Source organism: Paenibacillus massiliensis 2301065 = DSM 16942 (assembly GCF_000377505.1).
GTDB classification, from domain to species: Bacteria; Bacillota; Bacilli; order Paenibacillales; family Paenibacillaceae; genus Paenibacillus; species Paenibacillus massiliensis.
In genome coordinates this window covers 18,937-41,386 of record NZ_KB898193.1, presented here as the reverse complement: position 1 = coordinate 41,386, position 22,450 = coordinate 18,937, and the positions used below count along the sequence as shown (strand labels likewise).

At 47.5% G+C, this 22,450-nt stretch carries 24 protein-coding genes; 19 read left to right on the top strand and 5 right to left on the bottom strand.

Annotated features, from left to right (window positions below; genetic code table 11):
* Positions 1 to 110: 110 nt before the first annotated feature.
* Both D328_RS0118165 and D328_RS0118160 read right to left on the bottom strand, forming a co-directional pair.
* Positions 111 to 689 carry a class I SAM-dependent methyltransferase gene (locus tag D328_RS0118165; RefSeq protein WP_018886462.1) on the bottom strand — a complete coding sequence of 193 codons (579 nt, stop codon included), beginning with the start codon at positions 687 to 689 and terminating at the stop codon, positions 111 to 113.
* Complete coding sequence (locus tag D328_RS0118160) at positions 689 to 1,642, bottom strand: TIGR01212 family radical SAM protein (protein WP_018886461.1); 954 nt, start codon at positions 1,640 to 1,642, stop codon at positions 689 to 691. The genes D328_RS0118165 and D328_RS0118160 overlap by 1 nt, the downstream gene beginning before the upstream one ends.
* A 311-nt stretch (positions 1,643 to 1,953) precedes the next feature.
* Between D328_RS0118160 and D328_RS0118155 the strand changes: the two genes are divergently transcribed.
* The 6 genes from D328_RS0118155 to D328_RS0118130 all read left to right on the top strand — a co-directional run bounded on the left by D328_RS0118155 (position 1,954) and on the right by D328_RS0118130 (position 5,923).
* Positions 1,954 to 2,151, top strand: a complete 198-nt coding sequence (locus tag D328_RS0118155) for a hypothetical protein (RefSeq protein ID WP_018886460.1) — start codon at positions 1,954 to 1,956, stop codon at positions 2,149 to 2,151.
* A 296-nt stretch (positions 2,152 to 2,447) separates the two neighbouring features.
* A complete protein-coding gene (gene trmB, locus D328_RS0118150) occupies positions 2,448 to 3,155 on the top strand; it encodes a tRNA (guanosine(46)-N7)-methyltransferase TrmB (protein ID WP_018886459.1) in 708 nt (235 codons plus the stop codon).
* Between the two features lie 325 nt (positions 3,156 to 3,480).
* Positions 3,481 to 3,888, top strand: a complete 408-nt coding sequence (locus D328_RS31595) for a hypothetical protein (protein ID WP_233426219.1) — start codon at positions 3,481 to 3,483, stop codon at positions 3,886 to 3,888.
* Positions 3,889 to 4,185, top strand: coding sequence for a hypothetical protein (locus D328_RS0118140; RefSeq protein WP_018886457.1), 297 nt, complete (start codon positions 3,889 to 3,891; stop codon positions 4,183 to 4,185).
* Between the two features lie 5 nt (positions 4,186 to 4,190).
* Entirely contained in the window at positions 4,191 to 5,522 is a 1,332-nt protein-coding gene (locus D328_RS0118135) for a glutathionylspermidine synthase family protein (protein ID WP_018886456.1), read from the top strand.
* A complete protein-coding gene (locus D328_RS0118130; RefSeq protein ID WP_018886455.1) occupies positions 5,519 to 5,923 on the top strand; it encodes a DUF350 domain-containing protein in 405 nt (134 codons plus the stop codon). Before D328_RS0118135 ends, D328_RS0118130 begins: the two co-directional genes overlap by 4 nt.
* 146 nt (positions 5,924 to 6,069) lie before the next feature.
* Here the strand turns inward: D328_RS0118130 and D328_RS0118125 are convergent, their stop codons facing one another.
* Both D328_RS0118125 and D328_RS0118120 read right to left on the bottom strand, forming a co-directional pair.
* Positions 6,070 to 7,209, bottom strand: a complete 1,140-nt coding sequence (locus D328_RS0118125; RefSeq protein ID WP_018886454.1) for a UDP-N-acetylglucosamine--LPS N-acetylglucosamine transferase — start codon at positions 7,207 to 7,209, stop codon at positions 6,070 to 6,072.
* Positions 7,210 to 7,258: 49 nt separating this feature from the next.
* The gene (locus tag D328_RS0118120) at positions 7,259 to 7,786 is read right to left on the bottom strand and encodes a phosphatase PAP2 family protein (protein ID WP_018886453.1); all 528 of its coding nucleotides are present in this window, start codon (positions 7,784 to 7,786) and stop codon (positions 7,259 to 7,261) included.
* A 959-nt stretch (positions 7,787 to 8,745) separates the two neighbouring features.
* Between D328_RS0118120 and D328_RS0118115 the strand changes: the two genes are divergently transcribed.
* The 9 genes from D328_RS0118115 to D328_RS0118075 all read left to right on the top strand — a co-directional run bounded on the left by D328_RS0118115 (position 8,746) and on the right by D328_RS0118075 (position 17,277).
* Positions 8,746 to 9,984, top strand: a complete 1,239-nt coding sequence (locus D328_RS0118115) for a glycosyltransferase family 2 protein (RefSeq protein WP_018886452.1) — start codon at positions 8,746 to 8,748, stop codon at positions 9,982 to 9,984.
* A gap of 377 nt (positions 9,985 to 10,361) precedes the next feature.
* Positions 10,362 to 10,865, top strand: coding sequence for a translation initiation factor IF-3 (gene infC / locus D328_RS0118110; protein WP_018886451.1), 504 nt, complete (start codon positions 10,362 to 10,364; stop codon positions 10,863 to 10,865).
* 13 nt (positions 10,866 to 10,878) lie between these two features.
* Positions 10,879 to 11,079 (top strand): 50S ribosomal protein L35, encoded by a 201-nt coding sequence (gene rpmI / locus D328_RS0118105; RefSeq protein ID WP_018886450.1) that lies wholly within the window; start codon positions 10,879 to 10,881, stop codon positions 11,077 to 11,079.
* A gap of 60 nt (positions 11,080 to 11,139) precedes the next feature.
* Positions 11,140 to 11,499 (top strand): 50S ribosomal protein L20, encoded by a 360-nt coding sequence (gene rplT, locus D328_RS0118100; RefSeq protein WP_018886449.1) that lies wholly within the window; start codon positions 11,140 to 11,142, stop codon positions 11,497 to 11,499.
* 475 nt (positions 11,500 to 11,974) lie between these two features.
* Positions 11,975 to 13,012: a BMP family lipoprotein gene (locus D328_RS0118095; protein ID WP_018886448.1), complete on the top strand. Its 1,038-nt coding sequence runs from the start codon at positions 11,975 to 11,977 to the stop codon at positions 13,010 to 13,012.
* A gap of 137 nt (positions 13,013 to 13,149) precedes the next feature.
* The gene (locus tag D328_RS0118090) at positions 13,150 to 14,688 is read left to right on the top strand and encodes an ABC transporter ATP-binding protein (RefSeq protein WP_018886447.1); all 1,539 of its coding nucleotides are present in this window, start codon (positions 13,150 to 13,152) and stop codon (positions 14,686 to 14,688) included.
* Positions 14,681 to 15,760 (top strand): ABC transporter permease, encoded by a 1,080-nt coding sequence (locus D328_RS0118085; RefSeq protein ID WP_018886446.1) that lies wholly within the window; start codon positions 14,681 to 14,683, stop codon positions 15,758 to 15,760. Before D328_RS0118090 ends, D328_RS0118085 begins: the two co-directional genes overlap by 8 nt.
* A 1-nt stretch (position 15,761) precedes the next feature.
* Positions 15,762 to 16,721 carry an ABC transporter permease gene (locus tag D328_RS0118080; RefSeq protein WP_018886445.1) on the top strand — a complete coding sequence of 320 codons (960 nt, stop codon included), beginning with the start codon at positions 15,762 to 15,764 and terminating at the stop codon, positions 16,719 to 16,721.
* A 205-nt stretch (positions 16,722 to 16,926) separates the two neighbouring features.
* Positions 16,927 to 17,277, top strand: a complete 351-nt coding sequence (locus D328_RS0118075; RefSeq protein WP_018886444.1) for a hypothetical protein — start codon at positions 16,927 to 16,929, stop codon at positions 17,275 to 17,277.
* A gap of 1 nt (position 17,278) precedes the next feature.
* Here D328_RS0118075 and D328_RS0118070 read toward each other — a convergent pair whose 3' ends face one another.
* The gene (locus D328_RS0118070) at positions 17,279 to 17,722 is read right to left on the bottom strand and encodes a GNAT family N-acetyltransferase (protein ID WP_018886443.1); all 444 of its coding nucleotides are present in this window, start codon (positions 17,720 to 17,722) and stop codon (positions 17,279 to 17,281) included.
* Between the two features lie 672 nt (positions 17,723 to 18,394).
* Between D328_RS0118070 and ilvB the strand changes: the two genes are divergently transcribed.
* The 4 genes from ilvB to D328_RS0118050 all read left to right on the top strand — a co-directional run bounded on the left by ilvB (position 18,395) and on the right by D328_RS0118050 (position 22,430).
* Positions 18,395 to 20,140 (top strand): biosynthetic-type acetolactate synthase large subunit, encoded by a 1,746-nt coding sequence (gene ilvB / locus D328_RS0118065; RefSeq protein WP_018886442.1) that lies wholly within the window; start codon positions 18,395 to 18,397, stop codon positions 20,138 to 20,140.
* 1 nt (position 20,141) lies between these two features.
* A complete protein-coding gene (gene ilvN / locus D328_RS0118060; protein WP_018886441.1) occupies positions 20,142 to 20,624 on the top strand; it encodes an acetolactate synthase small subunit in 483 nt (160 codons plus the stop codon).
* A gap of 216 nt (positions 20,625 to 20,840) precedes the next feature.
* Positions 20,841 to 21,833 (top strand): ketol-acid reductoisomerase, encoded by a 993-nt coding sequence (gene ilvC / locus D328_RS0118055; RefSeq protein ID WP_018886440.1) that lies wholly within the window; start codon positions 20,841 to 20,843, stop codon positions 21,831 to 21,833.
* Between the two features lie 258 nt (positions 21,834 to 22,091).
* Positions 22,092 to 22,430 carry a cupin domain-containing protein gene (locus tag D328_RS0118050; RefSeq protein WP_018886439.1) on the top strand — a complete coding sequence of 113 codons (339 nt, stop codon included), beginning with the start codon at positions 22,092 to 22,094 and terminating at the stop codon, positions 22,428 to 22,430.
* Positions 22,431 to 22,450: the final 20 nt, after the last annotated feature.

Sequence of the window (22,450 nt, the reverse complement as noted above, 5' to 3'; positions counted from 1 at the left end):
TTAGGAATGGAATACCATAGACTTCATTGACGACACGCACTGTGGGACAATAGTCATTCTGTAATAACAGTGACTGTGTAACAACGCGACTGTGTAACAACAGGAACCTTTTATTTTCTCTCGATCGCTACTACGAAAGGAGAAGCAGGCCGTTGTAGCTGGCGGTAAATGATGCTTTGCCCCTCGGACACAGGGAGAGCTGATGCCCAATCCAGCACGGCTTGTGCTTCTTCGTCTCCACCCGCATGGCCTGGATACAGGACCGTGGTGATAATCCCACGTGGTCGAAGCAGCTGTAAAGCAGCCTCCAGCGCACGCAGAGTGGAAGGGGTATGAGTGATAATCGCATGATCAGCCCCATCCGTTGGCAAATAGCCGAGATTGAACATTACTGCTGCTACTTTGCCATGGAGCTCTGCCGGAATATGCAGTAGCATTTCATCATGACTATGCTGCAGCAATGTCACCTGTGCTATGGCGCCCTCAGCACGTGTCAGCCGTTCTCTGGTCAGGGCAAGTGCTTGCTCCTGAATATCGAAGCTGAAGACGTGCCCCCGTCTCCCCGCAGCCTGAGCCAGTAACAACGTATCAGCTCCAGTTCCAGCCGTAGCATCAATGGCACAGTCACCTGGCTGTATGCGGGCCGATATGAGCTGATGGGCATAGCTGAGTACCGACAGGAAGCCCATCAGAGCTTCCTCCAGAATTTACCCTGCCACGTATCACGATTCTTCAGCTCCGCATCGATAGCATTCAGCACTTCCCACTTGTTAAGTGACCAGGTTGGACCGATCAGCAGATCCCGCGGAGCATCTCCCGTCAGGCGATGAACGATCATCTCCGGTGGCAGGAACTCCAGCGTATCGACGATCAGCTTCACATACTCATCCTGCTCAAGGAAGCGAAGCAATCCTGCCTCATACTGCTTCACCATAGGTGTCTTGCGCATCAGGTGCAGCAGGTGGATCTTGATGCCCTGAACATCCATTTGGGAGACAGCTCTGCCAGTCTCCAGCATCATCTCATGACTTTCCTGGGGCAGTCCATAAATAATATGGGCACATACCCTGATATTACGCTTGCGCAGCTTCTCGACGGCTTCTAGATAGCATTCAGTGTCATGGGCACGATTAATCAATTCGGAGGTAGACTCATGAACCGTCTGCAGTCCCATCTCAAGCCACAGATATGTACGCTCATTCAGCTCTTCCAAATAGTCGAGAACATCGTCTGGCAGGCAATCTGGACGGGTAGCTATAGAAAGACCTACGACCCCAGGCTGCTGCAAAATGACCTCATAGTATTCCCGCAATTCCTCTACCGGGGCATAGGTGTTCGTGTAGGCTTGGAAGTAACCGATATATTTTGCGTTAGGCCATTTCAAGTGCTGTCTGTCACGGATGGTGTTGAATTGTGTAACCAGGTCATCGCGTCTCCGTCCAGCGAAATCTCCTGAGCCTCTTGCACTGCAGAAGGTACAGCCACCCTTGGCTATGGACCCGTCGCGATTCGGGCACGTGAACCCGGCATCGAGCATGACCTTGAATACTTTATCCTGAAATTGCTCATGCATCTCATAATTCCAGGTATGGAATCTCTTTTCTCTCCACAAGCGGGGAGGAGTGATCAGATTTGAATTCATGAAGAAGCTCCTTATCGGATTGGAACCAGCTTAGTTGGACCCTGATCTGTATTTTTATCATGTGAATGCTTGGCGCATAGCGTCATGCCGCACAAGCAGTCCTGAATCGTATTTATTGTATCACTATTGATAGCAAAAGGGGAATTGAACGAAAGGTGTATTCTTGCGGAAATCAAGGGGATGAGCTTGAAAAAGTTAACACAATATGTTATATTGATAGCGGTACCAGATAATCTCTTATAAGCCACCCCACAGTTGTAATATGCAATATCGCATATCCGGTTCCTAATAAAACTTGAGGTGATCTTGTTATGGAAAAAGCTTCTCAGCTGCGTCCAGATAAAGTGTTTGTGGAACTGACATTTGATGAGGCGCTTGCTTTGACGGGAGTTCGTTTTCCTCAAAATCAGCAGGTCGGCACGACAGCAAGACAAAAAATTCGGGCAGCCTGCGAAAAGACATTTGATTTACCCCCTACAGATAAGGTAGACTATGAACTACTGACTTAGTTGGACCCCAATCCAAATATATTGAAGAAGGAATTCCTTGATCATCCATTTCGGAAGGTCATGTGGATTCCTTTTTCCTTTTTCAGCAGTGACCAGGATTAGCAATACAGTATGCGTAACGAGTCTCATTGACCTGAACTGCGTAAGTAATTTGGGATGAAAGTACAAGCTTAATACACAAGAAATATGAAAAATCCGTATTTTGTCTAAAATAGCCGTTTACTTTTAAGCTGAAGTTCGGCACAATATTGCAGGGAGCAAGCAATACACAGGAACTTATTTAATGGAGGAATAAGATGCGTCTACGCGGTAGAAAAGGAATACGTGAAAATCTGGAGCAGCAGCCTGAGCTGGTCGTGCTGGAGCCAGGAGAGCATAAGGGGAAATGGGCAAAACTGTTCGGTAACGACCGCCCGATTCATGTGGAATTCGGTATGGGGAAGGGACAATTCATCAGTCAGATGAGCTTCCGCAACCCCGACATCAATTATATAGGCTTCGACATGTATGATGAGCTGGTCCGCAGAGCAAGCGACAAGGCAAGAAATGCCTGGAGTGAACGCGAGGTGGATACACCGCCCAACCTGAAGCTGGCACTGGCTAACATTGAGACCATCGAAAATGTCTTCGAAGAAGGAGAGGTTGAGCGGGTCTATCTGAACTTTAGTGATCCTTGGCCCAAGTCAAAGCATGCACGCCGTCGCTTGACTCATCCTCGGTTCCTTACGAAATACCGCCATATTCTGAATAGCGACGGTCAGATTCATTTTAAGACGGATTCCGAGACATTATTCGAATTCTCTCTGAATTCGTTCGCTGATAGTGGTCTGCAAATGACTAATATCTCATTGAACCTGCATAGAGACGGGATTAATGAGGAGCATGTCATGACAGAATACGAGCAGAAATTCATGGGTAAAGGGATGAACATCCACCGGGTGGAGGTTGTCATTGGCGAGAAAATTTACGCAGAATATAACAAGATCAGGCTGGACAAGTACTAATTGCGATCCATGTTATGGCGTACGTGCGCTCGGCAACTTGGTTCGGTAGTGGACAAGAAGGTCCACAAGAGGGCGCAAGCTCAGGCTGCAATAGTCTGGAGCTTGTGTCTTTTTCTCGTAGAATTAGGATGAAGAGTCATTATATGAAAATGTATATGTAACTTTTTTCCTTGTCGTGCGTTATATACGTTTGTTATGCAGTTTCAATATTCAATATATGCAGCTTCTGCAGAGGAAGGAAAGGAAGGGAATCGTTATTTATTACTTCATGACTTATCGAAGCTGGTCAGATGAGCGTCAGTCCGAAACGGGGATACTTGACGAGATGTCTGTTCCCCGTGATGAACTGTTCATGCGCAAGCTGGTAGACGCCACTGTGATAACAGGCAAGCTATGGCTCCATCTATCCAATGAGAGTGATGGGCGGGATCATGCAGTGTATGTGACAGACATGCAGCGCCAACTGCCAGCTGAGTATGGCTCAGCTATTATCGATGCTGTAAAGTCACCACGCTCGGTATCTCTGATGTTCATGGCGGAGTATAGACTATGGAATGGCAGATCATTCGAGGATAAGGAGCTGGCAGGTATCAACGCATATACGATGGAACTCGCTGAACGCTTGCTGGACCATTATATGGTTCATAATGGGGCTACCTACGAATTCGTATACTCCGTCTTGGATACGGAGGCCAAGAAGGTGCTGCTGTTCATGAAAGAGGTGAATTTGTAAATGTCTGAAGAAGAGCGCAAAAGCAAATCTAGTCCCGGCTCGCGTGCGAAGCTGGCTGCCTTCTCTCTAATGCTGGCCGTCCCGGCAGTCTTGTCTGGCTGTGGTACGACCACGAATGACGATTGTGACCCAAAATATGATGACAATTCCTGCGAACGTAGCTCCAGTCACAGCTCTTACCGCGGAGGGAGCTCCTTTTATAACGGAAGTAAGGATAAAAGCTCCTACAGCTCCTCAGGCTCGTCCAGCTCTAAGTCAAGCGGCTTTGGAAGCTTCTTCAGTGGCTCGGGAGGTTGAAGAGTGTGAGAGCAGTACATACTTTGCCCCTTAGCCATGAAGAGGTGTTCGAGGGGAAGGCAGGGCGACATGTCCCTTATCACCGAATGTACGGCAAGCAGTATTGTGTCCCGGCCTTGACCGTGTATACAAAGATCGAAATGCAGGAGCTGTGTTCTGCCGCAGAGGCTATTGATGATATCTATTGCAAGGTCATGCGTTTCGTCCAGCGTTATCTACCTGACAGCTTTTTGATTCAGCAGCTTGGTCTTCATCCTGCTCTATTACCCGTTGTACGTCAGGAGATGGTGACAGGAGGCATTACGCGTCAGGATTGGATCATCGGAGAGACCGGACTTAAATGTATCGAGAACAACACGGATACACCTACAGGTATTCCCGAGGCAGCAGCGCTGGAATCCACTCTTATCGAACTAGCTGCAGGAGCAGGGTTATCGTCGCCGTCTGTAGCTATGGACGAATGCATTCGTGCCTGCTTTCGCATGTGGCTGGAAGCTTATGCACAGCAGGGCTTGCAAGGGACTGTTACGTTCACTTCGTTCGGTGAGCACCTGGAGGACCGCACGAATACGGAGTACCTGATGCAACGCTGTCGTGAGGCTGGATTCGACGTTCGCTATGCGCCGCTCGAAGAGCTGGAGATCATTCCGGGCGATGCGCTATATCATGCGGGACATAAGATCAATCTTTTATACCGCCTCTATCCATTGGAATACCTGGTGGATGATCGAGATGAGAAGACAGGTGTAGATATTGGTGTTGCGTTGCTGGAACTGGTGAAGGAAGGTCGGCTTGGTCTGATGAATCCCGGACAGCATGTCCTGATGCAGAGTAAAGGCTTCATGGCCACGATCTGGTCCCTTTATGAGCGTAATGAGCAGACCCCGGAGTATTGCGGCTTCCGTTTGTTCCAGGATAACGAGCTTGAGTTGATTTCACGATATTTGCTGCCTACGTATTTCGAAGCTGGTCCGTTTGAGCTGCAATCCATACCTTACGTTGCGAAGAGCTATTGGGGACGAGAAGGTCGGGGCACGGAGTTGTTTGAGGGGAATAGGGAACTGCTGCCTACAGAGGATAAGGATGAAGATGAAGATGAAGAGCTTATGGCCTATTATCATCAGCAACCTAAGATTTATCAGGAGCTGGCCCCCATGCAGGAGGTTCGGATCGAGACAGAGGAAGGCCCATACTGCGGTTATTTGCTGACAGGTGTATTCGTGATCGGAGGCCGCTTTGCTGGCGTTTTGCCTCGTATTGGGGAAAAGGTTACTGGAGATATGGCTTATTATTGTGCAGCATCGGTGATGGATAGAGAACAGGAGGAGAACAAATGAATAATTTGGGAGTGAACCTGCTTAATGTCTTGACAGGCTTAGGCATTCTGCTGGTTGTGCTTGTGTGTAGCTACTTTGTGTTCAGCAAATTGACCCGCTATAACGATAGTGAAGAGATAGCCAAGGGCAATGAGGCTGCAGGGATGTATATGGGTAGTAAAATGCTTGGGTTGTGCATTATCGTGGGGATGGTGTCCTTCTCAAGCCATTCGTGGCTGGAAATGCTGCTGTGGTCCGTCGTGGGCATCGCGGTATTATGTCTGGTCTATATTGTGTTTGACTTCCTGACTCCTAAGATGCGTGTATGTGACCAGATTGCTCAGGGCAATATGGCAGTAGCACAGCTGCTGCGCTCAATCATTCTTGGTGTGTCCATCGTCATCGGCACCTTTTTGATGTGAGCTGTGCGTGTAGAGAGCTCCGTCAATAATATCGGATAAAGAAAACCGCCTCCGAAGTGGAAGACTCTTCTTACACTTCGGAGGCGGTATGTTAGTTATAAGTCCTGATGATCGTGGCTCTGCGTGAGCCGACTGTCAGAAATGTTCTATTGTATGACTCCTTGCTGGCTACGCTCCAGCATGTCGATAATGCTTTGTGCGCTTTGCAGTGGGTGATACATGGCGATGCGGGCGGCTTGAGCCTTACGCTTTTGCTGCACCTCTGGATAATGGTGAACCATCCGATTCATCCATTTGACGATGACATCTGTGGATGAGATCGTCTCCCCCAAGCCTAACGCAGTGAAATATTGGCTGTTCTCTTCCTCTTGTCCTGGCAATGGGTTATGGAACAGCATCGGAATTCCTTTGGCCAGACCTTCAGAGCAAGTCATTCCCCCAGGCTTGGTAATCAGAAGGTCCGACACTTCCATCAGCTTATCAATCTCGCGGGTGAAGCCGAGCAGGTGGATATGAGGATGCTTGTAGCGGCTGTCCTGCTGTAGCTTCTGTAGCATTTTATGATTGTTACCAAGGCAAAAGATAATCTGGATATCCTTCTTCCAACGGGAAATGAACTCATGAAGCTGCGTATCATTCAGCATCCCCCAGCCGCCTCCCATCACAAGCACCGTAGGGATGGCCTTAAGTCCGAACTGTTCCCGAATCTCCTCGTGACTGGGATGCTCCCAGAAGTCCGGGTGTACGGGGATTCCGGTCACCTGTATCTTCATGAACGGAACTCCTCTGGTGCGAAGCTTGCGCATGACCTCTGGCGTCGAGACAAAATATTTGTCTACCTCCGGTGTGATCCAGGTACCGTGTGCATCATAGTCGGTGATGACTGTACAGAGCGGCACGTTTAATCCCAGCCGCTTCAGTCTTGAGATTACTGCACTAGGGATGGGATGGGTACATACAATCATATCCGGTCTAAGCTGGCGAATGATGCTTCTTGTATGGGTATAGAACAATCGATGAAGAGCCATGGTTGTTAACCGATTAAGTGACTTCTTATACTGATGACGATACACCATGCCGACCAGACGAGGCTGAGAGGTAAGTGTTTTCTTATAGGCTGTAATGATCCATGGAGCCATCCTGGGATTTAGAAAGGTGCCCAGCTCCATTACCTTGGTCTGGACATGTGGTGACAGCCTGCGCAGACTACTTGAGAGTGCATGGGCAGCCTGCGTGTGCCCAGCCCCGAAGCCCTCTGATAACAACAAGACACGTTTTTTTGTCACATCTGTTCACCTGTTCCTGCAGGATTTACTCAGTCTTAACATATAAGGTTTATGGCCAGAATGCAACTGTACCCAGCGCAGCCGAGGAGCCGAGTGTGGCGCCTGCCAGTACATCAGATGGATAATGCAATCCGAGATAGATTCGGGAAACCCCTACGATCATGGCAATGGGCAGAAGCACGACCATGAGAATCGGGGCCTGTGCCATGAATGGCACGGTTACTGAAAAGATAGCTGTAGTATGCCCTGACGGAAAAGAATGATCGGTCAAAGGATTGCGAAAGGTGTTAGTACCAGGCAGCTTGATGTAAGGTCTGACTCTAGGATACAGCTTTTTGGCAATCGCTACAGGAATATGGCTGACGGCCAGTGCTACAAGCGACTTGAAAGCTACATTTCCCCAAGGAGCTGGTGCTGCGAACCATAATAATAAGGAACAAGAAATCGTAAACGTAGCCCCTCCCAGGTGGGTGAGATAGTACAGCCAGAAGTTCAGGAAACGGTTGTGCAGCCTTCCGTTTATGAACTTGAATACTCCATGCTCCCATTGGAGCAATTTGATAACTAAGCGATTCATGGCGTTCCTCCGGCAACCGCTTCGCTTGGCGACGCGGTAGTTTATTTAAGCTTATAATTATGGCCAGCTTATCGGGCCCTTTCTCCAACATTTACATACTATGATTTCTGGTGCTGCGTCACAGATCATTTTTAGCCAATGAATTGGTTTGCAACTCGTACAAGTTAGCCAGTCAGTCGTGGACTTGTGGAATATATACCAAGAATACATATTATACACGCTTCTAAGCTACGAAGGGAAAATTCCCTATGAAGTACACTGATTCAACAAAATTCGCTGTGCTCTTTTTGCTGTGCCGTATCCTTTTATAGGGAGAGATTAGGTACTCATTCATCATATTTTCTATTGTGCACTTTTTCAAGAAACATAATGGCAGGTAAATGTTAAAACCGTGCAAAATCATAATGAATGGCAACAAATTCCTCGATCACTTCGTCTTGAATAAGACAAGAATCATACCTGGGACTCATGCAGCGAGTGATTCAAGATAGGTGAATTAAGTTATATAAACTAATGAAATCGGAAATAACTGTTCACGCACCAACTTTGTCCAATCTTCCTTCAGATAGGCATCAGGTCTACTGTAGTTTGTCGAAGGGAGGGACCAAAGAAATAAAAAGTAAGCAAATGGATGAGAATAAGCAATAACAGGCACGATTGAAAGAGTGAAGGCTTAACATCCCCATAATCGGAGATTCCAGACGGTTTTTCTGCCATAAGAAGCAAATTAAAGGTTTTGACAAAAGAATGAAAACCAAGGAAAATCGAGATGGCATTCCGATGGGAGGTTCAGCAGCATTCTTCAACATCCAGTAAAATGAAACACAGGGGTCTTTGGCAGGGGAACCTGTCATGAAAGCTTGAACACAAAGATAAAAAAGAAACAGAAACAAGAGAAAGAAACAGACAGACAGTTCCATGATGATTGGAAGGGTATAAAAAGGGGGTTCTAGGAGAACATGCTGGACGCAATATTTATTACGGTGCAGCTTCTGCTTGCGCTAATCGCAGTCTATCAGTTTGGTTTCTCACTATTTGGCTTGTATCGCAAGAAGAAAAAGAAGCATGCGGAGCCAGTCAAAACTTTTGCCGTACTGGTAGCGGCACACAATGAAGAACAGGTAGTCGGGGCTCTCATGGAGAATCTCAAGCAATTGAATTACCCGAAAGAGCTGTACGATGTGTTCGTCATCTGCGACAACTGCACGGATCGCACTCCGGACATTGTCCGTAGTCATGGCATGAATGCATGTGTACGTACGAACCCGAATCTGAGAGGTAAAGGCTACGCTATTGAATGGATGCTCAAGGAGCTGTGGAAGATGCCGCGTCAATATGACGCCATCGTTATGTTCGATGCTGATAATCTTGCCCATCCTGACTTCCTGAAGGAAATGAATAATGACCTGTGCGACGGTGCACGTGTCATTCAGGGATACATTGATACGAAGAATCCTGAGGATTCCTGGATTACAGCTGCCTACGGCATTTCCTACTGGTATATCAATCGCCTGTGGCAGTTGTCCCGTAGTAATTTGAAAATGGCGAATTTCCTTGGTGGTACAGGAATGTGCTTTGAGACCAACCTGCTGAAGGAAATGGGCTGGGGCGCGACCAGTCTGGTAGAGGATCTTGAGTTCACAATGCGTTGTACGCAGCGTAACGTATATCCGAGATTCAACTACGAAGCCAAGGTATATGACGAGAAGCCGCTGACATTCAAGGCTTCATCGAGACAAAGACTGCGCTGGATGCAGGGACACTTTACGGTGGCCCGTCGTTATTTCTTCCCATTGTTCTGGCAGGCGCTTAAAGAACGGAGTCTGACCAAGTTCGATATGGCTCTCTACGGGCTGAATGTGTATATCGTCTTGTTCACCTTCCTCATGACCGCAGCAATGTGGGTGGATAACGTGTTTTTCAAAGGACCAAATATCGCAAATATCTATCAGCACTTCCCGTTATGGATCGGTGTAGTTGCTATTGGCTTGAATATCGTTACCTTCCTGACAGCCATGGCACTGGAAAAGGTGACCTACAAAAAAGTGTATCTGTATCTGCTCCTATTCCCGGTGTATCTGATCTCTTGGTATCCGATTACGTTCTATGCGTTCTTCACGCAGAACAACAAGCAATGGAGCCATACACAGCATACCCGTGTAGTACGACTGGAAGAGGTTCAAAGCAAGCAAGGCTAATCATCGCTAGGTAAGCACTTGGCGCGCTGATGTAGTGTGTCCCATTTTCTAGTGCGATTAGTGCAAGGCTCGAAGTCATGCTGAGGATAATTGCTCGCATGGCTTCAATTTTTTTTCTTGTGAAAAGACTTGACTCTGTACAAGATCATGATATATAATAATCGAGTATGCTATTGAGCATGGATTGATCAAGTAGAAGGTCGACTTCTCACCTGACCGATAATCCTATCGGCTGGTCTTCATCCAATCATTTATGAGATGCTTTATCTTCATGAAGAATTGTGATTTAGAAGGGATGTCGGCTGTCGAGCCTGCATCCCTTTTTTTGATTATATCCATTCAGTTTCTGGAGGTGGAAGGTTATTAGTAAGGAACATATGATCAATGACGAGATTCGGGTACGTGAAGTTCGTTTGGTTGGTGCCAATGGGGAACAAATCGGCATCAAGCCGACCCGAGAGGCACTGCAGATGGCGATTGATCTGAACTTGGATCTGGTAAATGTGGCACCTCAGGCGAAGCCGCCGGTATGTCGCATTATGGATTACGGCAAATTCCGTTACGAGCAGCAGAAGAAAGACAAGGAAGCCCGTAAAAACCAGAAAATCGTTGATGTGAAAGAAGTATGGTTCCGTTCCAACATTGAGGAAAATGACTATCAGACCAAATTCCGCAATGTTGTGAAATTCCTGAAAGCCGGCGACAAGGTGAAATGCTCTGTCCGCTTCCGCGGTCGTGAGATTGCACATGCCAATGTCGGCCAGCGAATTCTGGAACGTGTAAAGGTTGAAGTTGCAGACATTTGCACCGTGGAGCGCCAGCCTAAGCTGGAAGGGCGCAGCATGATTATGATATTGGCTCCAAAGCTTAAGGAAAATTGAGGAGGAAGTAACAATGCCTAAAATGAAAACTCACAGCAGCCTCAAAGGCCGCTTCAAAATTACCGGATCCGGTAAAGTGACTCGTTACAAAGCTTACAAGAACCACTTGCTTTCCCACAAATCGAAGCGTGCTAAGCGCGTATTGGGCACTAATCCTGTTATGGCTCCAGGTGATGTAAGACGCCTGAAGCAAGGATTGGCTAACCTGAAATAGTATCGGACGGATTATTTGGAAGTACAACAAGCATAAACATTATTTGGGAGGTCTTTGAATATGGCTAGAGTAAAAGGCGGATTCGTTGTTCGTCGTCGTCATAAAAAAGTATTGAAGCTTGCTAAAGGTTATTTTGGTTCCAAACACCGCATTTTCAAAACTGCTAATGAGCAGGTAATGAAATCCCTGGTATACGCTTACCGTGACCGTCGTCAAACTAAGCGTAACTTCCGTAAGCTGTGGATCGTACGTATCAATGCAGCTGCTCGTATGAACGGTCTGTCCTACAGCAAGCTGATCCATGGTCTGAAGCTGGCTGGTATCGACATGAACCGCAAAATGCTGGCTGACCTGGCAGTGAACGATATCAACGCGTTCAACTCGCTGGCTGGTGTAGCAAAAGAAAAAATCAACGCATAAGTCATGCAATCGAATAAGCCGCCGGTCTCCGGCGGTTTTTCTATGACTACTAATCTTAAGAACAAATGCCTCTATAACGTGACCGTTTTTGGAGTTCATGATGGGGGCTTTCTTGTGCCCACTATATTAATTCCAATAATATACATATGGAGCAAAAAGGTTCTTAGGTATGTTAAATGAAGTTCAAGTGAAAACTACAAATATACACGGGGAAATTGTTAAAATATCATTGAAACACGAATGAATATTCCATTACGTGTAATATTGTTTGTTTTTCGCCAAATTATAACGCTTTCATTGTGCAGTGCTTAAAAAAAATTGACCAAAGGTCACGTTTCAACTGGATTTTGTACGGGCTTAATTGTATAATCTCTACAGTAAGCGTCCATAACAGCTTTCTCAACAGATATAGACAGGATATGTCAAAGTGAGTCAGGCAGTTAAGGATTTAACATTAAGGGGGAACATATTCAGAATGAAGAAACTATTCAGTATGTCTTTGGTAATGCTTCTGGCTATCTCCGTAATTCTGGCTGGTTGCGGTAACAACGGTCAAGGCGCAAGCAATGAAGGTGGCGGCAACGCTTCCGGCGGCGAAGCTCCGAAATCCGAATTGAAGATCGGTATGGTAACTGACGTTGGTGGGGTAAACGACAAATCCTTTAACCAATCTGCATGGGAAGCTCTTGAGGCTGTTCAAGCAGAAGGCGGTGCAACCGTTAAATACTTGCAAAGTAAAAACGACCAAGACTATGATCCGAACCTGAACCAGTTCATTAAGGATGGTTACGCTCTGACTTGGGGTATCGGCTTCAACCTGGCTAACGCCATCGAGAAAGCTGCTAAAGAGAACCCGGACAGTAACTTGGGTATCATCGATAGCGTTGTAGATCTTCCTAATGTTAAATCGGTGACTTTTGCTGAGAATGAAGGTTCCTTCCTCGTAGGTGTTGTTGCTGGTCTGACAACAAAAACAAACAAAATTGGTTTCGTAGGTGGACAAGACAGCCCACTGATCAAGCGTTTTGAAATTGGCTTCAAAGCGGGTATCGAGGCTGCTAATCCAGATGCTAAGCTGATCTCGAACTACACAGGTGCTTTTGACAAGCCTGACCAAGGTAAAGCTGCTGCTGCAACATTGTACAATGATGGCGCAGATATTATCTTCCACGCAGCTGGCGCTACAGGTAACGGGGTGTTCAATGAAGCTCTGTCCCGTGTGAAAGCAGGTCAACAAGTATGGGTTATTGGTGTTGATAAAGACCAGTCTCTTGAATTCGGTGACGAAGTTACACTGACTTCCATGATCAAGCGTGTAGATGAAGCGGTGAAGAGAGTATCTCAAGAAGTTGTTGATGGTACGTTCAAAGGCGGCATCGAGACACTGACGCTGAAGGAGAACGGTGTAGGTCTTCCTGAGACTAACAAGAACCTCAGCCAGGATGTACTGGATAAAGTTGAGGAGTACAAACAAAAGATCGTAAATGGTGAAATTACGGTTCCTGCTGAATAATAACTGAGTTCGATCAGAACAAGGAAAAGGTACAACAGGATTGTAAAATGACAAGGCTGGTTCCCAAGACTAGCCTTGTTCTTACGTCTACAGCATGTAAATATTCAAGCCAACAATCTTAATGTAAGGGTGATCTCATGGATGCAGCGACTCCAGTCGTTGAGTTAAAGCAAATTACAAAGCGATTCCCCGGCATCGTTGCCAACGACTCCATTAGCTTGAAGCTGTTTAAAGGTGAGATTCATGCACTGCTTGGAGAGAATGGAGCGGGTAAGTCTACGCTGATGAACATTCTATTCGGCTTGTATCAGCCGGAAGAAGGCACCATCGAAATGAATGGCAAAACGGTAACCATTGATACACCCAATAAGGCTATTGAATTGGGCATTGGTATGGTGCACCAGCATTTCAAGCTTGTACAGCCATTCACTGTAACCGAGAATATAATTCTTGGCTCGGAGCCGCGCAAGGGGGTTAATATTGACTACAAGCAAGCTGCTGCCGAGGTGCGCAGATTGTCTGAGCAATATGGACTTAGTGTGGACCCGAATGCCAAGATTCAGGATATTTCAGTAGGTATGCAACAGCGGGTAGAAATTATCAAGACATTGTACCGCGGAGCGGACATTCTCATATTTGATGAGCCTACAGCCGTTCTGACACCCCAAGAAATCAGCGAGCTGATGGACATTATGAAGCGCCTCGTAGCTGAAGGCAAGTCCATCATCCTAATCACGCACAAACTGAAGGAAATTATGCACATTTCCGATACGGTAACGATTATTCGCCGCGGGAAGGTTATTGATACAGTTACCACTTCGGAGACCTCTCCGAATGAGCTTGCCGAAAAAATGGTGGGACGTCGTGTCTCCTTCAAGGTAGACAAGAAAGCGGCCGAGCCGGGTCAAGTCGTTATGGACATCAAGGATTTGGTCTCCAAGAATAAAGATGGCATCTCTGTGCTGGACAAGCTTAGCCTGCAGGTGAAGGCTGGTGAAATTCTAGGGATTGCTGGCGTCGATGGCAACGGGCAGAGTGAACTGATTGAGGCTTTGACAGGACTGCGGAAGGTGGATAGCGGGAATGTAATGCTTCTGGGCAAGGAAATCACGAATCAGTCCCCGCGTCACATCTCTGAGGCAGGGGTTGCTCACATCCCTGAGGATCGTCACAAGCATGGTCTGGTGCTCGATTTTGATATGAGCGAGAACATGGTTCTGGAGACGTATTACCAGAAGCCATACAACAATAAGGGCTTCTTGAATTTCGAGGCGATCTATGCCCAAGCGAAGCGGCTGATTGAGCGGTTTGACGTGCGTACACCAAGTATTAGTACCAAAGCACGCTCCCTGTCCGGAGGTAACCAGCAGAAAGCCATCATTGCGCGGGAGATTGACAAGAATCCTGATGTACTGATTGCTGCCCAGCCTACACGCGGACTTGACGTAGGGGCCATCGAGTTCGTGCAGCAGCAGCTTATTGCACAGCGAGATCAGGGTAAGGCTGTTCTTTTGATTTCTTTTGAACTGGATGAAATTATGAATGTGTCGGACCGCATCGCAGTCATTTATGAAGGTCATATTGTAGGTGAAGTGCTTCCGGAGCATACCAATGACCAAGAGCTTGGTATGATGATGGCAGGCAGCACGGCGAAGAGAGGTGCGGAGCATGGCTAACATTCTTAAATTTTTTACGAAGGATTCCTTCATCCTCGTTATAGTTGCCATTATTATGGGCTTTATATTGGGAGCTCTTGTTATGATGGTCGGTGGTTATAATCCAATTACGGCCTATGGGGCACTGTTCACGCGTGTATACGGAAATGCTTACAACTTCGGGGAAGCCATTCGTGAGATGACTCCGCTTATTATGACGGGTCTGGCGTTCGCTTTTGCTGCGCGTGCAGGCTTGTTCAATATCGGTGGTGAGGGACAATTCCTGATCGGCATGACGGCAGCTTCTGTAGTCGCGATCCAGTTTAAGGGCTTGCCAGCATTCATTCATGCACCTCTGGCTATCATCGCTGGTGCCGTATTTGGTGGCCTGTGGGCTTCCATAGCGGGTATCCTTAAATCAACACGGGGCGTCAACGAGGTTATCACCTGTATCATGTTGAACTGGATCGGATTATTTACTGCGAACCTTGTGGTAAATCGGACCATGCTGCTGGAAGGACAGAACAGATCGCTCGATATTGAGCCGACCGCTTCGATCTCCATTGATTGGCTGGCTCAAATGATGGACAATGCTCGTGTTCACTGGGGAACATTGATAGCTGTATTGGCAGCGATCTTCTTCTACATTTTCCTCTGGAAGACAAAGCAAGGCTTTGAGCTACGTGCAGTAGGCTTCAATCAGGATGCATCACGCTACGCAGGGATGAATGTGAATCGCAATGTGGTGAAGGCGATGTTCATCAGTGGAACCTTTGCTGGACTTGCTGGTGCCTTCGAGGTGCTCGGCGTGTTCCATTATCAATCTGTTATGGCTGGTTCACCAGGAACAGGCTTTGACGGCATCGCCGTCGCTCTGATTGGAATGAATAATCCATTTGGTATTTTGCTGGGCTCGGTGCTCTTCGGTACACTGACTTATGGCTCTGCAGGGATGAGCTTTACAGCAGATGTGCCGCCAGAGATTACACGTATCGTAATCGGGTCCATTATCTTCTTCATTGCGGCACAAGGGATCGTACGTTGGGTCCTGAAGCCGTTCTACATGAAGCGCAAGAAAGAGAAGGTGTTGTAATATGGATTTAGTAACCTTGGGTCAGCTCATCAATACGACGCTTGTGTTTGCTACAGCGCTCATATTCGCCTCACTCGGCGGCATCTTCTCAGAACGTTCTGGTGTCACCAATCTGGGGATCGAGGGTCTAATGGTATTCGGCGCCTTTGCTGCGGGCATTGGGGCTTACTATGCGGAGTCTGCTGGACTGAGTGGCTTTGCTGCCGCCTGCGTAGGAGTACTGGCAGCTGCTGTCTTCGGGATTATCGTATCCCTGATTCACGCTGTTGCGTCCATCACCTTCAAGGCGGATCAGATTATCAGTGGTATCGTCATTAACTTCCTGGCAGCAGGAAGCACACTATATCTTGTGAAGCTGCTCTTTAACGGCTCAGGTGAGACGGACTTGGTGCAAGGCTTCGCCAAGCTGAATATTGATGGGTTGACGAACATTCCATTCATCGGAAGTGTCTTCTTCAACGCTTATCCGACAACCTATTTGGCCGTAATTCTGGTATTCGCAAGCTACTATGTGCTGAACAAGACGCCTTTTGGTCTTCGTCTACGCGCTGTCGGTGAGCATCCAAGTGCAGCGGATACGGTTGGGGTCAAGGTTAATCGTTTGCGCTACCTGGGTGTAATGATCAGTGGTGCGCTCGCTGGGATCGGTGGGGCTACGATTACATTGACGACGACCAATACGTTCTCTCACAATACGATTTCAGGTCAGGGCTTTATCGCAATTGCTGCCATGATCTTCGGGAAATGGAACCCTGTCGGAGCATTCTGGGCCGCAGTGTTCTTCGGGTTCTCCCAGGCCATTCGTAACTATGTTACCTTGTTCGATTGGTCCAAGAGTATTCCCCAGGAAATTATCTATATGATGCCTTATTTGCTCACGATTATTGTGCTGGTAGCCGCTGTAGGACGCTCACATGCCCCTGCGGCACTTGGACAGCCTTATGATCCGGGCAAACGGTAAAAAAAACAAATATACAGGCGAACAGCAATTCTCCATAGTGGAGGGTTGCTGTTTTTTTTGTTGCTGGGATGCTCTTCGTTCACCTAACTTCTGCTGCATGGGACATACGAACAATCCGATAGTTCCACCGTTGAATAATGTGAGTTATGCAGGTTGGTACAACCAATCGCAACATTGTCCCTGCATGGGGAAGGAGGTTCTAGCATTGAAATCATCTGTGACCAGAACACAAGCGAAGCAACTGGTAGGTAAGCAGATTGTTGCTATGAAAAAAGACGGCTCGCGTGTAACAGGCAAGCTACTGCGTATCTCCGGGAACAAGCTGATCCTGCAGAGAAACAAAGGTAAAAAAGTGCACACGAAAGCAATCATCCCGCTGGTATTATTCGATCTCTTGGCAATTGGAACGGCACCTTATGTCTATGGTGGCTATCCAGGCGGGGGTTACCCAGGTGGTGGGTATCCAGGGTGTGGAGATGGCTGCGATACGCCCAAACCTGTGCCGTATTCGTATGGTCCTGGCCCGTACGGACCCTATGGTGGAGGATTCTTCTAAATTAAAGTAGCCTATCCAGCTCATAGCAACGACTTGCAGAGATATAGCGAGCAATGTGGTACCCATGTCTTAAATAAAAGCGTATGGCCCGCTGATTACCCTCATCGACTAGCAGCTTAGCCTTACTACATTGCTTGAGACGGCCATATTGCTCAGCAGCACGAAGCAAGCTACTTCCATGCCCCTTTCTTTGCTTGGAGGTATCTATGGCCAGCATATCAATGTTCAAGAGAGCACCGTACACGAAAAGGTGAACAAAACCAACCGCCTGAGCATCATGATCCTCACAGCTAACAAAGGTGACGCCCCGGCGAAGTCTCCGGGGCAGATCCTTCTTAACTTGTTGAATATCCTGAGGAGACAAGTGAGATAATGGTACTAGCTCCTGATCAATCAGCCACCGAATGGCTGCGTCATCTTGGGCAGATTTGCGGTGTCGGATCATGTGAGCATCCTCCTGTACGTGCGAGTCGAGAGCCGATACCTCGATACCTGAGAAGGAAAGATCAACTCTGGAATCTTGGCTTTGCTGTATCATATGCACGAATGGGATACTAGTGCTAGGTTGGCTTTTCGAGAACGTTTACACCGAGGCAGGAAAGGCAATGGAACACAAAACATCGAAATAAACATTTTTTTGTTACGTGAAAGGTATTGACTATCCCTACATAGGGGTCATATAATGTGTCTAAACATTTGATTGAACTACAGATGCAATCAGCAATGATGAGGACGAAGTTTTAAGGGCCCTGTTGTCCAGAGAGTGGAATGATGTTGCTGCAAGTTCCGCCAATACCCCTTATATACGAGCTCACCTCGGAGCTATTTTCCTGAAAGGTATTCAGCGAGAGCTGTACTTATTAGGGGGAATCGTACAGTCTACGTTACAGACGACAGTGTATAAAAAAGGCCTAGCCTATTTATCGTCGATGATTTTTTATACCTGCCAAGGTTCGATACTGTGAGGTAGCGAACAAATATGGGTGGTACCACGGAAGAACAACCTTTCGTCCCTCGTAAAGCGGAATAATCTGCTTTCTGGGATGGAAGGTTTTTTTGTTTTCTTTGTTGCTGTTGTATGTAAGATGTATGTAATCTTTGTGAAGGAGGATGACCCATGAGCGCTCAAATCCCTGAAGTGCGGTCAACTGAAGAATTACGTGAGAAATGGATGCGGCCTGAAGTCATTACTGGCTCAGAAATCCTGCTGCGGAGCTTGCTGCTGGAGGGTGTAGATTGCGTATTCGGTTATCCCGGAGGCGCGGTGCTTTACATTTATGATGCAATGTACGGATTCGAGGACTTCAAGCATGTACTTACACGGCACGAGCAAGGAGCCATTCATGCGGCTGACGGCTATGCACGTGCAAGCGGCAAGGTCGGGGTATGTATTGCAACCTCAGGGCCAGGAGCCACGAATCTGGTGACAGGGATTGCCACTGCGTATATGGATTCTGTTCCAATGGTGGTCATTACAGGTAATGTCATGTCATCCCTGATCGGAACAGATGCCTTCCAGGAAGCAGACATTACGGGCATTACGATGCCAATTACGAAGCACAGCTACTTGGTTCGTGATGTGGCTGACCTGTCCAAAGTCATTCACGAGGCTTTCCATATTGCGAATTCCGGACGTAAGGGACCGGTGCTAATAGACATTCCGAAGGATGTATCCGCAGCGAAGACACTCTTCGTACCACAGACTGAGCCAGTAGCCATGAGAGGCTACAATCCGAAGGTTACGCCTAATAAGCTGCAATTGGATAAACTGGTTCAGGCAATCGGCGAAGCAGAACGCCCATTCATCCTTGCAGGTGGTGGAGTAGTCTACTCGGGTGCACATGAGGAACTCTACGAATTCGTGAATAAGACACAAATTCCGATTACCACGACATTGCTTGGCTTGGGCGGATTCCCAAGTGGACATGAGCTGTGGACAGGCATGCCTGGTATGCATGGTACTTACACTTCGAACAATGCGATTCAGAAGGCGGATTTGCTCATTAACATCGGTGCACGCTTCGATGACCGTGTGACAGGTAAGCTATCAGAATTCGCACCACATGCCAAGATTGTTCATATCGACATTGATCCGGCAGAGATCGGTAAGAATGTACCAACAGACATCCCGATTGTGGGAGATGTGAAGACTGTATTGGCGCAAGCGAACGAGGAAGTGAAGCGGGCGGACAAGGCAGACGCATGGCGTAAGCAAATTCAGGAATGGAAGCAGGCGAAGCCATTTGCATACAAGGATTCTGATGAGGTCCTCAAGCCGCAATGGGTCATCGAACTGCTGAACGATACAACGAAGGGCGAAGCCATCGTCACTACTGACGTAGGTCAACATCAGATGTGGGCTGCCCAGTACTACAAATTCAATCAGCCACGTTCATGGGTGACCTCAGGTGGACTCGGAACGATGGGCTTCGGCTTCCCGTCAGCGATCGGTGCTCAGATGGCACATCCAGACAGACTCGTCATTTCCATTAACGGTGATGGTGGGATGCAGATGTGTTCTCAGGAACTTGCGATCTGTGCGATCAACAACATTCCGGTCAAGATTGTCGTTATTAACAATCAGGTGCTCGGCATGGTAAGGCAATGGCAGGAATTGATCTATGATAATCGCTATAGTCATATCGACCTGGCAGGCAGTCCGGATTTTGTGAAGCTGGCTGAAGCTTATGGCGTGAAAGGATTGCGTGCGACGACGAAGGCCGAAGCAGAGCAAGCATGGCAAGAGGCTATGAATACACCAGGCCCGGTTCTGATTGATTTCGTCGTTAGCAAGGAAGAAAACGTATATCCAATGGTGACGCAAGGGTCGGCGATTGATCAAATGCTGATGGGGGAAGAGTAACATGATGAAGCATACGATTGCAGTGCTGGTGAACGACCAGCCCGGTGTTCTGCAGCGTGTCGCGGGATTGTTCGGACGCCGCGGGTTTAACATTGAGAGTATTACGGTAGGTCAGTCGGAGGAAGCGGGTCTTTCCAGAATGGTCATCGTCACACCAGGGGATGAGCATACACTGGAGCAGATTGAGAAGCAGCTGTACAAGTTGATTGATGTCATCAAGGTTATTGATCTTAGCTCCAAGCCAATGGTGGCCAGAGAGCTGGCCCTGATCAAGGTAAAGGCAGAACCGCCGCAGCGTCCTGAGATTATGGGTGTCGTCGACACCTTTAGAGCATCAGTTGTTGATATTGGAAGCTCAAGTCTGACGGTTCAGGTAGTTGGAGATACCAGCAAGATTGATGCTATGATTGAACTGGTGAAGCCTTACGGAATTCGCGAGCTGTCCAGAACAGGTGTCACCGCGATGGTTCGCGGCAATCTGTAGCCATTTGGGACAGTGCAGCTTTAGCGAATCAACGCTTAAAGAGCAGTGCAGTATTAAATAGCTAAATGACTAAAAAGTCAAAGATTAAACAAGTAAGATTGACCCCGTAATGAGCGGGGGCTCGGGAAGCTGAACGTGATTCTAATGTCATTCAGCTGAGCTTCCAGAGCACCCGCTCATTATGAAGGGTTCCCAAATATAAGGAGGAATTAAATCATGCCAGTGACAACGTATTATGAAAAAGATGCAGAGCTTAGCGTACTTAAAGGAAAAACAATTGCCGTCATCGGTTACGGTAGCCAAGGCCATGCACAGGCGCAAAATCTGCGAGACAGCGGTCTGAACGTTGTCATCGGCCTGCGTGAAGGGAAGTCCTTTGAAGCAGCGAAGAACGATGGCTTTGAAGTATTGTCTGTTGCAGACGCTACTAGCAAAGCAGATGTAGTACAAATCCTGATGCCGGATGAGACTCAAGCGTCCGTGTACAAAAACGAAATTGAGCCTAACCTGAAAAAAGGCGCTGCGCTCATGTTCTCCCACGGCTTCAACATACACTTTGGTCAAATCGTAGCACCTAAAGACAGCGACGTGTTGCTCGTTGCTCCTAAATCCCCAGGTCATATGGTTCGTCGTACTTATGTTGAAGGCTTCGGCGTACCAGGTCTGATCGCAATTGAGCAGGATGCTACAGGCACTGCCAAAGAGCTTGGTCTTGCTTATGCTAAAGGTATCGGCTGTACACGTGCAGGGGTTATCGAGACTTCCTTCCGTGAAGAAACAGAGACGGATCTGTTCGGTGAGCAAGCTGTACTGTGCGGTGGCGTGAGTGCTCTGGTTAAAGCCGGATTCGAAACGCTGACTGAAGCTGGCTACGCTCCAGAAATGGCATACTTCGAGTGTCTGCATGAGCTGAAGCTGATTGTAGACCTGATGTATGAAGGTGGTCTGGCTGGAATGCGTGATTCCATCAGTAATACAGCAGAGTACGGTGACTATGTAACTGGTCCTCGCGTAGTAACTGAAGATACGAAGAAAGCGATGAAAGAAGTGCTCTCCGATATCCAACAGGGTAAATTTGCACGTGACTTCATCCTTGAAAATCAATCCGGTCGTGCTTTCCTGACAGCTACTCGCCGTAACGAAGCGAACCACCCGCTTGAAGTAGTAGGCGGACAATTGCGTGAAATGATGCACTGGACTAAGAAATAAGAACTGACCTTAACGGGAGCCAGCATGCATCATCGGATCTAAATAGCATCATCTCTTCACGAAGCGGCCTGCTTGATCTGGGCCGCTTCGTTCTTTGTTCATGATTTATTTGGACAGATTGTAACCACTGGAATACATAGAATAGTTTTTTCGACTAGCCGACTTATTGCATTGTCAAATGTGATTGAAATCACAAAAATCAGTACCTTCTCTCGATATACTCGGTTTGTACAATCCTATGACTTGGAGGTTATCGTGATGAACAAAACAGCACTTGCTGATGTATTAGAGTATCGGGAGGACCGTTTTACCAAAAGAGTATTGCATCAAGGGGATCAACTTGTCTTCGTGCTGAACTTCTTGCCTGGACAGGAGCTTCCTGCTCATCGACATCCTGGGGCGGAGGTCAGCATTCTCGTTCTGGAAGGTGAAGGGCAGGTTGTAGCTGATGATGTAGCTGTTGAAGTCAGTAAAGGAGACGCACTGCAGCTATCAGGGGAGGAGAATTTTCTGTTCCGCAATACTGGGGACAAGCCTGCTAGCCTGTATGTAGTACTAAGCCATATCCCAAGCCCTAAATATGCACAAAATATATAATTAACGACACGAAAGGGGAT